Origin of the sequence: Citrobacter amalonaticus, assembly GCF_018252635.1 — a bacterium.
Lineage (GTDB): Bacteria > Pseudomonadota > Gammaproteobacteria > Enterobacterales > Enterobacteriaceae > Citrobacter_A > Citrobacter_A amalonaticus_E.
Genome location: NZ_JAGTXM010000002.1, coordinates 381,883 through 394,640 on the forward strand (window position 1 = coordinate 381,883; position 12,758 = coordinate 394,640).

At 47.8% G+C, this 12,758-nt stretch carries 9 protein-coding genes and 1 pseudogene; 1 reads left to right on the plus strand and 9 read right to left on the minus strand.

Translation table 11 applies throughout. The features are described from left to right. Positions 1-13 precede the first annotated feature (13 nt). Together KE671_RS06390 and KE671_RS06395 are read right to left on the minus strand one after the other, a co-directional pair. A complete protein-coding gene (locus KE671_RS06390; protein WP_206162222.1) occupies positions 14-928 on the minus strand; it encodes an NAD-dependent epimerase/dehydratase family protein in 915 nt (304 codons plus the stop codon). After that, positions 925-2,658 (minus strand): fatty acyl-AMP ligase, encoded by a 1,734-nt coding sequence (locus KE671_RS06395; protein ID WP_206162223.1) that lies wholly within the window; start codon positions 2,656-2,658, stop codon positions 925-927. The genes KE671_RS06390 and KE671_RS06395 overlap by 4 nt, the downstream gene beginning before the upstream one ends. Positions 2,659-3,039: 381 nt before the next feature. Here KE671_RS06395 and KE671_RS06400 point away from each other — a divergent pair, with 381 nt between their 5' ends. Then, a complete protein-coding gene (locus KE671_RS06400) occupies positions 3,040-4,164 on the plus strand; it encodes an N-acetyltransferase (RefSeq protein ID WP_206162224.1) in 1,125 nt (374 codons plus the stop codon). Positions 4,165-4,302: 138 nt separating this feature from the next. Here KE671_RS06400 and KE671_RS06405 read toward each other — a convergent pair whose 3' ends face one another. The 7 genes and pseudogenes from KE671_RS06405 to KE671_RS06435 all read right to left on the minus strand — a co-directional run bounded on the left by KE671_RS06405 (position 4,303) and on the right by KE671_RS06435 (position 12,648). Further along, entirely contained in the window at positions 4,303-4,887 is a 585-nt protein-coding gene (locus KE671_RS06405) for a hypothetical protein (RefSeq protein ID WP_206162225.1), read from the minus strand. A 674-nt stretch (positions 4,888-5,561) separates the two neighbouring features. Next, on the minus strand, positions 5,562-6,308 hold the full coding sequence (locus tag KE671_RS06410) for an SAM-dependent methyltransferase (protein WP_206162226.1): 747 nt from the start codon (positions 6,306-6,308) through the stop codon (positions 5,562-5,564). Positions 6,309-6,363: 55 nt separating this feature from the next. Then, positions 6,364-6,911: pseudogene (locus KE671_RS06415) on the minus strand (GNAT family N-acetyltransferase). A gap of 10 nt (positions 6,912-6,921) precedes the next feature. Continuing rightward, a complete protein-coding gene (locus tag KE671_RS06420; protein ID WP_043001077.1) occupies positions 6,922-7,179 on the minus strand; it encodes a YjhX family toxin in 258 nt (85 codons plus the stop codon). A 467-nt stretch (positions 7,180-7,646) separates the two neighbouring features. Beyond that, a complete protein-coding gene (locus KE671_RS06425) occupies positions 7,647-8,039 on the minus strand; it encodes a VOC family protein (RefSeq protein ID WP_206162228.1) in 393 nt (130 codons plus the stop codon). A gap of 127 nt (positions 8,040-8,166) precedes the next feature. Beyond that, entirely contained in the window at positions 8,167-11,331 is a 3,165-nt protein-coding gene (locus tag KE671_RS06430; RefSeq protein ID WP_206162229.1) for an autotransporter outer membrane beta-barrel domain-containing protein, read from the minus strand. Between the two features lie 501 nt (positions 11,332-11,832). Beyond that, the gene (locus tag KE671_RS06435; protein ID WP_206162230.1) at positions 11,833-12,648 is read right to left on the minus strand and encodes a PhzF family phenazine biosynthesis protein; all 816 of its coding nucleotides are present in this window, start codon (positions 12,646-12,648) and stop codon (positions 11,833-11,835) included. Between the last annotated feature and the right edge of the window lie 110 nt (positions 12,649-12,758).

A 12,758-nucleotide genomic window follows, 5' to 3' on the forward strand; every position in this document is an offset into this window, starting at 1 on the left:
GTAATATTAATAATTAAAATAGCCCTTTCCGTAATGCATATTCCAGGCTAATCCGGGGAAACCAATTTATTTTCTCGCACAGACATTCATTATTTGCCGACCAGTCAGAGTGGATTAATTCACGAACTTTACTCCGGGTTAACATCGGTTCTTTTCCGATGAAGCGACTGATTAGCGTACTCGCGTCGGCAATCAAGGTGAGTAACGGTAACGGAATGGCTATGGCCCTGACCGGCCTGTTACGCACTGCGGCCGCAATTTCCTGAATACGTTGCCAGTTATAGCCATCTACAACACCATCACAGATTTCATAAGGATAAACAGGGGTGCGATCGGCCATGAGCCATTGACTGACAGCCTGAGCTAAATCGCTCACGTGCAAAAATGACAACCGGGCTTCGGCAGCGCCAAAGCGCGGAAGGTAACCGCGCAGCATCGCCCGAAACAACGGTGCTAACTCTTTGTCTCCGGGTCCGTACACTGCCGTGGGACGAAAAATCCCCAGCGTAATCTCTGCAGCCATCGCTGTAAGCCGCTGTTCTGCGACATACTTGGAATTTGCATACCACGAGAGTTCAGGGTGACGTGCTGCAAGCGACGAGATAAACAGAAAGCGTCGGCAACTGCCGCTCTCTTTCGCGGCCAGCATCAGTCGTTGGCTACCGTCAACATTGCAACGGGTGAAGGTAGCTTCTGAGTGTCCGCGAACCTGCCCTGCACAGTGGATGACGTGTTCCGCCCCGGCGACCAGTTGCGCCAGCGTTTCGCTCTCTTCCAGCGAACCCCGGATCCAGACAAGATTATCGCACGAGTCGTGACGAACGGTTCGGGTTAACGCCCGAACGGTAAAACCTCGGGACAGCAGGTCATCAATGATATGCTTCCCGATAAAGCCGGTTCCGCCTGTTATCCCAACCGTGGTACTCATTGCAAGTAACCCGGCTCGGGGATCGCTGAATTAAGTGTCTCCGCGAAGAGGTTGAGATAACGTTTTTTCGCTTCCGCGCGCGCCGGTTTCCCGGATGATGTTCGTGGAATGCTGTGCGGCGGTAAGAGTTCGATACTGACAGAAACGCCAAACTCGCTTTGTACTCGCGCTGTCAGACTGTGGACGATCTGCGCGCGGCGTTCTTCACAGCTAACCCGGCACTGGATCTGTAAAATAATCCGTTCCTGAGACGTAACGAAGGCTATCGCATCGCCAGAGTGAATTTCCGGCTCCTGTTCTGCAATATATTCAATATCCTGAGGCCAGATATTCCGCCCACGAATAATGATCAGATCTTTTATACGCCCCGTTACGTACAGATAGCCATCCAGCAGGTAACCCAGATCCCCGGTATCCAACCATCCCGTTGACTGGATTTCCTTTTGGGAAACCGGATCCTGAAAATAACCACTCATCAGACTCGGGCCAGAGATACAGATATGGCCCACGTCTCGCTCAGGAAGAGGGTTCCCAACTTCGCTACGAATTTCAATGCGGTGGCCGGGAAGCGCTTTGCCGCAGTTAACAAAAGTGGAAATCGCCCGGGTATTTTTCGTTGGCGCAACCGCCTTGCCCTGGTATTCGAGTATGTCACGGTCAACAGTGTTTACCTGGGAACCTGACGCTTCGTCGGAAAAACTTACCGCCAGCGCATTTTCAGCCAGACCGTAGCACGGCATGAACGCTTTGCTGTCAAATCCTGCGCGCTTGAAACATTCGCCAAACTGATTAAGTTGATCGGCAGAAATCGGTTCGGCCCCCACTCCCGCCACGCGCCAGCAGGAGAGATCCAACCCGGCAAGCTCGTTGTCATTGATACGACGCAGGCATAGATCGTAGCCGAAAGGCGGCGCCACAGAGACGGTACCGCGGTTTTGACTGATTAATTTCAGCCACTGTAACGGACGCATGGCGAAATCCTGTGTGCGCAGATAATCTACAGATAGCTGTGTCGCCACAGGTGTCAGCAGAAAACCCACCAGCCCCATGTCATGATAAAAGGGCAGCCAGGAGACACAGCGGTCATCGTCACGCAATTTGATCCCATCATGACTAATAACACGCAGATTCGACATCACTTCGCGGTGGGTAATGATGACACCGCGAGGAAAACGCGTGCTGCCAGAGGTGTACTGAAGGTAGGCAATATCGTCTGGCGACGGTAATGGCAGCTCGGTATCCTTTTCCGGCAACGCATTGAATTGCGCATTACTGAGAATATGGATTGCCGCGCCATGCTCGTTGACCACATTAATCAACGACAACCATTGGTCACTGCTGATGATGGCCGCAGGCTGACAACTGGCGAGCAGCCCCTGCAATTTCGCGGAATAAGAATCGCGTTGTCCAATCCCCATAGGAATGGCCAGCGGTACTGCCACCACCCCCGCATACTGACACGCAAAAAAGGCTTCGACAAAACCCACGCTGGTTTCCGCGATTAGTGCGACGCGATCGCCTTTATTAAGATTCAGCGAAAGCAACCGTCGGGCCCCGGCTTTTGCCCGCTTTTTTAACTCGCGGTACTCCAGTATGGCTTCAGGCTGATTGCGTCGATCATAAAAGTTCATTCCTGCATTTCCCAAAGCGGCATAGTCCAGAGCTTCCACCAGGGTTGAAAAGTCTGCATAACGCATAGGAAGAGAATGAGTAGAGATTCTATTGGACATATACACCATGAAAATGTTTGAATTTAAAATCGCTGGATCTACAAAACAAATATTCGGCAGACTGCATTTTAGATTAAATACTCATTAAACAGTACTTCTTTTTTTGCCAAAAATTATAATCAAAACAAATAAAGCCTCGCCTTTCAGTTTTAATAATTATGATATTAGCTGGTTAAATACTTTATTTCCTTCTCTGCATGGAGAGTTATCATTAACATCTTCTGCTACGTTTTTTTATTGCCCTCTCTTATCGCCAACCGCATTAAGTGGTAAAAGAGAGAAATATATATTGAGTAACTTATTTCGTTTCGGCTAACGATGTTACCGTATGGCAGTAAATGCAAATAGGTTTATTTCTGCACTTTTTATTTAAGGCTGTTTATGATCCAGATACAAAAAGTCATGAATAAACATGACCTCAACGCGTTTATCTCTTTCCCTTCTTCACTTTATTGCGCCGACGCCAACTGGATCGCCCCTTTGCACCTTGAACGTACAGATCATCTGTCGGCGAAAAATCCGGGTTCCGAGCATATCCGCTGGCAGGCGTGGGTCGCTAAAAAAGCAGGACGGGTCGTCGGGCGCATCACAGCACAAATTGATACTCTGCATCGCAAACGGTATGGCAACGATACCGGACATTTTGGCATGCTCGACGCCATCGACGATCCCGAGGTCTTTAGCGCACTGTTTGCCGCCGCCGAATCATGGCTGAAATCCGCCGGGGCGCGAAAAATCACCGGTCCTTTTAACCTGAACATTAATCAGGAAAGCGGTCTGCTGGTTGATGGCTTTGAGACACCGCCCTGCGCGCTAATGCCCCACGGAAAACCCTATTATGGCGCTCACGTGGAACAACAGGGGTACACAAAGGGAATCGATCTGTTGGCCTACTGGATGCAGCGCACTGATTTATCTTTCTCACCGCCGTTGATCCGAATGATGGATCAGGTGCGTCAAAAGGTTACTATCCGCAGCATCAACCGTAAGCGGTTTAGTGAAGAAATGCAGATTCTGCGAGAGATTTTCAACTCCGGATGGCAACACAACTGGGGGTTTGTCCCCTTTACAGAGCACGAATTCGCCACCATGGGCGAGCAGCTCAAGTTCCTTGTGCCAGACGATATGATTCACATTGCTGAAATAGATTCCGTTCCATGTGCCTTTATCGTTGGCCTGCCGAATATTAATGAGGCTATCGCCGATCTCAACGGTCGGCTGTTGCCTTTCGGCTGGGCCAAACTGTTCTGGCGGCTGAAAGTAAGCGGCGTACGCACTGCGCGGGTGCCGCTGATGGGCGTTCGTCAGGAATATCAGTTCAGCCGCATTGGCCCGGTCATGGCTCTGCTATTAATTGAGGCGTTACGCACCCCGTTTGCCAGACACCATATTGACGCACTGGAAATGTCATGGATTCTGGAATCAAATAGCGGGATGCGCACAATTCTGGAGCGCATCGGCGGAGTTGCCTATAAACGCTATCGCCTGTACGAAAAACAACTGTGAAAATTCTGTCCATATAACCGGGATGGTTCGCCAGAGGTGATATTTCTCATCTGGCGGCAAAGTCGCGCTTTACCGCTAAAAGACCAGCACGCTACCTGCGAAAAGGGAATCCATAAGGATCCCCTTTTCTGTTACGTTTTAGCGTACGTTGATCGTCTCATTCATTTCTGAACCTGGCGGCAAATCCGCCACAGAAAGGACAATATTCAGGCCTCGAGGTCGGAATGTTGTTGAATGAATCAACATATGTTTATACCAGCGAAAAAATAATCGTTTATCCCTTACGTTAATACGCTCAAGAATGCTGTACAACCTTGAGTATATCGACTTCTGGCTCAACCCCAGATATTGCGAAGCATCAGCATAGGTATCCAGACAAACAATCGCATTGAGCGTGTGTTTATCAGCCCTATTCATCTTCGCCATAAACTGGCAGAACTCACACGTCTGAACGCCACTGTTATCCTGCGCATTCTTAAGTTTTTCAATAATCAGATTGATTGAGTCACAAAAATTTATATGCTGCTTCAGGAACAAATTATCTTGTTTGTCTGAAACACTCACTAATGTATATTCAGCGACTATGGCACAACAGCATCGTGTTTGTACCCACATTGCAGGACGAAAGCAAAATGGTTTCCGATCTGTCGGCCTCGCAGCCCGATTTTTTATTTCACTCAGCGCAAGAGCGATCAGTGGAGAAATTTTATCATCGACAACCACGTTATCCCTCCTTGTATCGCTATTTGCAAATATACACTTAACTTAAAAAAAACTGCCAAATGATATAACTGTTCAATCCGGTACATCATGATAGGAACCAGCTATCACTATTTTTATTTTTATCGTTAAAGCAGATCATGCTATTAACAAAATACATAAATTACATATAAATATCAATTTGTTAAGGAATGCCACAAAACCACATAATAAAACAAAAACGAAACACAAAAAGAACAAATAATTAACTTAAAAACAGAGAACATCAATGAAAAATTAGGATTATTTAATCCCCATTTAGGAAAATAAAATAATCATGGCGCTAACCTTAAGAATCATCAAAAATAAATTTTAAGATTATTCCTAAATGAAAGAATAATCCCAAAAATAAAGACAGAGAGCATTGCGATAACTGTTAACACAACCAATTTAACTTAATTAAAAAAAGAACGAGCCATCTCTCAAATTATTAAAAAATATTATAAACGCGTCACAAAAATAATCCACAACCCCGATTTTAACGATTAACCACTGACAAGCCTGGCAGGAAGTCATTGTGATGTGTAAAGAAGGAAGGCTGGAGGATTATGTTTAATACGGTTCATCTTTTTTCGCTGCAACGCTTCTCATCAGATGAGAATACGGCATAGCCCTAAGGCTATACCGTATGACTCACGTTATCGTGCGATTAACGCAAATACGCCCCAACCGAAGTATTCCCGGGCGTATGTGACGTGGCGTTTAGGCGCTATCGTCAACTCCGCACGGACCTCATCGGCAAAAGCATCCTCTGGGTTAGCCTCTAACCAGCGGCGCATCGTCAGCCATTTCGCCGCTTCATATCGGTCCCAGCCTTCCTGGTCTGCCAGTACCATTTCCACAACGTCATAGCCGAGTTCGTCGAAAGAAGCGACGAGCCCAGGGAGGGTGAGAAAATCAGCCTTCGACGAAACCCCACAAGCCTTGGCGATCTCTTCCGTCGCGGGAACCTGGCGCCACCAGGGTTCACCGATCAGTATCATTCCGCCAGGCTTAAGGCTTTTTGCCAACAGCTCGACACTTCCGGCAACGCCACCGGCAATCCAGGTCGCGCCAACACAGGCCGCCACGTCGCATTTTTCATCCGTGACGTAACCCGCCGCGTCGTTATGAATAAAATGAACGCGTTCGCTGACGCCGAGTTCTTCAGCACGCTGTTTTGCCTGCGCGGTAAAGAGCTGGCTCATGTCGATACCGGTACCGTTAATGCCGTGATCGCGCGCCCAGGTACAGAGCATCTCACCTGAACCACTGCCGAGATCGAGGATGCGCGTCCCCGGCTTCATGCGTAACACCCGGCCTAATGTGGCGTACTTTTCCGCCGTGAACGGGTTATGAATGCGGTGTTCGCTTTCGCTAATCGTAAAAATACGTGGGATATCCATTAGTTAATTCCTTTCATTGCATTGCGAAAAAGAGAGCGTTCAGTCCGATTGTTATTCACGCCAGTGCTCCGGTTTCATTAAGGCCTGCGCACATTGAATGTCGCCGGCACGTTCAGAGGGTTGTGCGGAGAGGGACTGCATCATCCAGCAGGCCTTGTGTTTCTCCGCTATGGGGTAAGGTGCTGGATAGCCTCTCTCTCCGGCACAGGGTTTGAATCCGTGTCGCGGATAGTAAGTAGCATGACCAAGTACAAAAACGCGCTGGCATCCCATCGCCCGTAAATGTTCTAAACCGGTACGAATCAATAATCCGCCCACGCCTCTTCCCTGGTATTCAGGTATGACCGCCAGGGGAGCGAGGATATGCATCAGCGGGGAATCCACTTCTCCTTTGAAGGTCGCCCGCGTAAAGAGGATATGCCCGACAGCTTTACCTTCATGTCTGGCCAGCAACGATAACGCTGGACGCGCAGTGTCATCCTCGAGCAAAGAAGCCACCAGGCAGGCCTCTTTACTGTAGCCAAAGGCACAGGTTTCGACTTCCCGGATATCGATAGCATCACTTTTATCGGTGATATGAAAAGTGAAATTGCGTGTTGTCATAATGCTCTCCTTAGCGGTTATCTGGCTGTGCGCGAACGTTGTTCAGCCCGGTAGTGTTAATACGGTACGGCTGACCATTGACGGATTTGATCAGTTTTTTGGTTTTGAGTTTTTTAAAGACGGCGAGCGTACAGTCGGCGAGCAGCAACCCTTCGCGGCTGTAGCATTCAACGGCGGTGACGCGGCCTGACGCATCGCGGACGTGCGCAATACGTCCACCTTTGGCGAGAACGTGTAAGGTACGTTGTTCCTGACGGGATAAATTCATACTGGAAAACCTGTTTAATCATCATGTGCAAAACGTGCAAACACACAACAGTGTCCGCATTCGATTTCGGCGCATTGATAATCAGTCCGGCCTGGAAAGGTCGGGGAAACTGATTATCAGATGATTACATTCTCCAGCATCAAAGCCTCGGGTTGAGTTGAAAGGTATTTACGGAGTGAATGGTAACACGTAATGTCAGCAGGGATATGCGCAGGTCGGAAAAATGTGATCGCTGTCCAAATCGGGGGCCTTCTCACGGTTATTGCGATGCTTACACGTCACCCACCGTCCTTATGGCAGGTAGAAGAAAAAGAACACTCACCCATTGACATAAAAAGCTTATTATTTGTCTTCATGCGTTTTGCTTCAATTTTGTGTGTTGTTTGTACTATCACACAATGCTAATTCAAAAAGGGCGAGTGCTCTTTACGAAGAAAATAGACTTTCCTTTGAGGCGTTAACTGTGTTCAGCATGCGTTTGCATAGTAGACAAATGCCAGCTTATTGCCGTCGGGATCTCTGACATAGGCGCTATGAAAGCCTTGTCCATACTGCGGTCTGTGCCCCGGCGCGCCTTCATCCGTGCCGCCCAGGCGAAGCGAGAGCGCGTGAAGTTGCTGGATATGTTCGACGGATCGGGCATTCAGCGCCACCATCGTGCCATTACCGACACCAGCAGCCTGACCATCGAAGGGTTTGCCGACGCACAGTCCTGTGGTGTGATTTTCACTGAACGTCCCCCATGATGCGCCCTCTTCGCCCCGGCCTGCCTTCGGATGCCCAAGCAGTTCCATTAATGGATCGTAGAAAGCGATGGCTCGTGGCAGATCGTTCGTACCCAGCATGATGTAAGAAAACATACTCCCTCCTCATTTAAGCGTGATTATCTTTCATCCTGACGTCGCAAATCTTAAGTACCAATGAGAATAAACGCCCGGGTCACGAGAAGCGAGGCGACAGAGCGTTTATCCACGAAGTGTAAAAGCATCAGAAGCTGTATTTGAAGCCAATGGAAGCCTGAGAATCACGGTATCCTTTGTCACCGATTTGTTGGGTGACACTGCCCCATACGCTCAGCCTTTGGTTGACGTTGCCTTCAATACCCACTTTAGCTTCTCCGATGTTACGTGTGCCTGTCTGATAATCAGACACGTCATTCATTGTCACACCGACGTTTTTCGTATTGTGTAACCAGTTCACTTCAACAAACGGCTGCAGTGTTCGGCCAGTGTCAGCATCCGTCTGCTGGCGATAAGCGCGCAGACCTAAACGCGTTGACAGGTTATCGCCATTGCCCGTGACGCTTGTACCATTCGTTTCAACATGTTTGTCTGCATGGACACCCATCCAGATCGCCTGAGCTTTTGGCTGAAGCCAGTAACTGACGTTATCGCTCTGGCTTAGATTAAAGCTGTATCCTGCTTCAATCGACGCTAACCATCCTTCAGAATTATATTTCTCTTCCGCTAATCCCTCACCCTGAACAGAGTTAGTAAACCAGGCATGTTGTATCCAGCTATCGACATATAATCCGGACTTATCCTCCTGGTTGGCATACCAGGTACCATATAATCCCAACGAATAGCCATCTACTCTGCTATTTGCTTTATAGGTACTGTACTTAGCATCAGTATGACCTTGCGCGTAACCATAACCCGCCATGACGCCTAAATGAAAGCGATCCAGGCCACGGTGACTCCATTGGGCAATATCCCCGCCGATTTGTACCACGTAGCGATTGGTCTGTGTTTTTAGCTGACCCGATCGGGTCTTACTACGATTGTGTCCACCATCCTGACGCAACCACATACTGGTCACTTTGTTCTCACCGGTTAAAAAGTCGGTGTATTGTGTTTCACCAAGTCGATCATGCAAACGAGAAAGGAACAGCGTATTCGCTGCCGCAAGGTTTGTAACATAGGCCCCTGCCTCAGGCCGAATGACCTTAGCTCCCCCACCGTCATGTTCCTCTGCAGGCTGAGACGGCGCAATGGGCGTGGACGGCTCAGCGGGAATTGACGGCTGCGAAGGCGTCACTGGCGTCGTGGGGTCAGTGGGCGTTACAGGGACTTCCGGCTCTTCATAGACAGCACTGGTTAAATACCAGTTCTTACCCGTTTTCGCGACGTGATATTCATAAGCACCGGCTACGACGCGATTTCTTAGCGCGAAGATACCATCAGATTCACCCGAGACAGTAATCACTTCAATGCCATCTGCCGTTTGTGCACCGCTGCCATTATGATTATTCACAAACAGACCGGTTGTGCCGGAGGTATTTCCCTCCACCACCAGTTTATCTGTCTCAGAATTATCATCACCCAACGTCGTGTTGAGGGTTATGTTACCGCCGCCGCTATAATTGCCATTCACCGTCAATGTCTTAAATGTACCACCGTTGCCAGGCGGCATAAAAACGACCGAACCGTTATTTGACAGCGTTGAAACTGCCGAACTGTCAGTCATATTCCATTGGCTGATATCATTTAGTGTCATACTATCAACATCGGTCGTCTGGCCGGTGAATGAGGAAGCATGGTTTAACGTCACGTCTAAAGTCGCATCAGCATTATTGGATTGTGAGATAATATCGCCGACGATATGTGAATTATCTGCCGTAATATCCACCGCGCCAGATCGCACTGTTGAACTCAAATCCTTAATGTTGATGGCGGTACCGCTCTCGCCTCCCGAACGGCCGATAATAGTAGAATCATTCAGGTTCAGCGCTAACGATCCGCTTTCATTCTGGATGGCATAACCATCGTTCGTCTCGATATGGCTACCTGTTATCTGTAAACTATTACTATCGTTTGTGCTCACAGTATTAAAGACAATGCCATGGCTGTTGTTTCCGGACACATTCAGAATGCTGTTATTCAGTTGAGCATCAGCCCCATTTTGTACCCGCATGCCGACAGAAGAATCCCCCTGAATTTGTGCGCTGAGACGATCTGCATGCAAAATACTCCCCGCCGTTTTCGCCAGTAACCCTGTTGATGTAATACCGCGAGTTGTCAGTTGAACATTATCAAGATAGATTTGTGACCCCGCAGATTCAACACTGGCGCCGACACTGTCTGTACCGTTGAGCGTGATAACTGAATCAGATGCGGTAATGGTAGTGGGCGCAATACTATCGCTATTATTATGATGCGCATACAGCGCATAACTGTTATTTCCGGCGGTAATCACTTCACTGTTATTCGCCAAAAGAATCTGGCTACCATTTTTCATACCTACAGCGATAGCACTATCACCCAGCATGTCTATTTTTGTATTACGAACTTCCGATACTTCCTGGCTTTTATCGGCAAATACGGCACTGGTGTTGCTACCATGCGTTATAATGTGAGAATTGTTCATCAAAAATTGAGAACGCCCTATTTGCCAGATACCGTACCCAACGATGTCATTCATCTGCGTTTCGATCGTGACATTATCATAAATACCTTTGCTCGCCTGTATCTGCTCTGGCACCGAGAAACCGGCATCCCAGGATAATGCCGAACCATAGCTACGATTACCATGAATATACGTATTCTGGGCTGTGATTAGCGCGCCATTACGTGCATTGAAACCGGTCGACTGACTAAGCATTGAGATATCAGAATCCGTCACATGAATGCTTGTGCCAATATCCTTAGCAGTTAATCCATGCTCATGTGCAATCATCTCTGTATTATGGATATTGGCCGTCGCGCCATCTGATAATTGCGCAATATAACAAAAACTCTCTATTCTGGAGTCAGATATATCAACAAAAGAATCCTGGCCATAGGCGAGAATAGCCTGTGTGCGGTCACGGCTAAAACCAATCATGTTTGTTAAATGATTTATTGTTGCGCCCTTGAGAATGACCTTTCCCCCGGCATAAGCCATAACGACGGCCCTACCACTGCCATTGTAATTAGCCGTGAGAAAAACATCTTCCCCCCTAATCGTGCCGGTATTGTAAGCAATTAACGTCATATCATTAGTAACGTACTGCTCATTAGGGGTTAATGTTATATCCTGCCCATTCTCAGCGGTGACCCTTGTAGTGACAACTGCATTAACCTGCGATGCTGTCAGGGCGGCGCTGATGGCGAGCGCAATAGCAGAAATCTGGCAACTCTTTTTATAACAACGACGTATTGGTATATTGTCCATAAGTATCGATATCCTTTCCCTTTGCGTTACGTCAATTCCAGTGTTCACCCGGTAATTAATTGTCAACGACTTACCATAAGCTGATAATTATTTTAACTCCTATATTATCTTTAGCGTAATAAAAAGCACCCCTCTAAATAAATGCGTAAAACGTTCAGAATTTTATATAAAACTCCATGCTCCGGTATAAAATAATTCACTTACTAATGAAACAAATCAATAAAGTCAATAAGATAAATTAAGTTACTCTGTTGTCGTCAGGTTAATTAAAAATTATGGCATTGTAGAGTTACTCATTTGCCATTCATATAATTATTGATATTTCGGATTTTTCAGTTAACAGATTGTAAAAATGATGCCAGATTGAGGACGCTGGTAGTCATATATATTAACAAGATCGCGGGGGAAACCCGATATTTCCCCCACGAAGTCAATTTCAACTTTTCTTCATCTGTTCGCCCTTAATTGCGTTAGCGCGAATGATATAAGAATGGATAAATACTAAACCGTCATATTCTGTAAGTCCTGGCGCAACAAGACCTTACCCAGCAGATACGTGGTTGCCTGTCCGCCGATATGAACACGCTGCCCGACACTCTCGCAGCGTAACACCCCACCACGTTCGCCGCCCTGATGCGCCAGCATCTCCATCTTGTTCAGTTTTTCCGCCCAGTAAGGAATGAGCATGCTATGCGCAGAACCGGTAACGGGGTCTTCTGCTACGGCTTCTCCTGGACAGAAGAAACGGCTGACAAAATCATATTTCCCTTCACCCGGCGCGGTGACACAAACCATTTTCCCCAGAGGGAGCATAGCGTGAATATTCGGGCGCAGCGCGTCGACCTGCTGTTGATTATCCAGCACCACCATATAATCACGCCCCACGCGCACGTCTTTGTATTCCGTGATACCCAACGCGTCCAGCAGAAGAGAGGGGGGCGTGACAGGCTCAGTACTCCAGGCAGGAAAATCCAGCGTCAACCATTCGCCGCTGCGTTCAACGGTCAGCGGACCAACAAATCGGGTAGCAAAGTGGATAATGTCGCCCGGATAATCCAGATGTTCAAAAATGACATGAGCGGCCGCCAGCGTGGCGTGCCCACACAGGTTGATTTCACCCTGAGTAGTAAACCAGCGCAATTCAAAACCGTTTTCCGTGGGGACAAAATAGGCGGTTTCTGACTGGTTATGCTGTTTAGCCATCTTCAGTAACGTCTCATCGGACAACCATTCGGTTAACGGACAGACTGCCGCGGCATTGCCACCAAACGTCGTGGTACTGAAGGCATCAACCATGTAAAAATCAATTTGTTGCATCACGCAAACCTCGGATATTTTTTGTGTCATTCATACTCTATCATGCCACGATGACCTGTCGTCTTTTCATTTTCAGGTTTTCATATTCAGCGTAATGACAGAGCCATAAT

Excerpts from the sequence above, each read along its gene's own strand:
- KE671_RS06390 (WP_206162222.1), bottom strand. The coding sequence starts at position 928 with ATGAGTACCACGGTTGGGATAACAGGCGGAACCGGCTTTATCGGGAAG.
- KE671_RS06395 (WP_206162223.1), bottom strand. The coding sequence starts at position 2,658 with ATGTCCAATAGAATCTCTACTCATTCTCTTCCTATGCGTTATGCAGAC.
- KE671_RS06400 (WP_206162224.1), top strand. The coding sequence starts at position 3,040 with ATGATCCAGATACAAAAAGTCATGAATAAACATGACCTCAACGCGTTT.
- KE671_RS06410 (WP_206162226.1), bottom strand. The coding sequence starts at position 6,308 with ATGGATATCCCACGTATTTTTACGATTAGCGAAAGCGAACACCGCATT.
- KE671_RS06420 (WP_043001077.1), bottom strand. The coding sequence starts at position 7,179 with ATGAATTTATCCCGTCAGGAACAACGTACCTTACACGTTCTCGCCAAA.
- KE671_RS06425 (WP_206162228.1), bottom strand. The coding sequence starts at position 8,039 with ATGTTTTCTTACATCATGCTGGGTACGAACGATCTGCCACGAGCCATC.
- KE671_RS06430 (WP_206162229.1), bottom strand. The coding sequence starts at position 11,331 with ATGGACAATATACCAATACGTCGTTGTTATAAAAAGAGTTGCCAGATT.
- KE671_RS06435 (WP_206162230.1), bottom strand. The coding sequence starts at position 12,648 with ATGCAACAAATTGATTTTTACATGGTTGATGCCTTCAGTACCACGACG.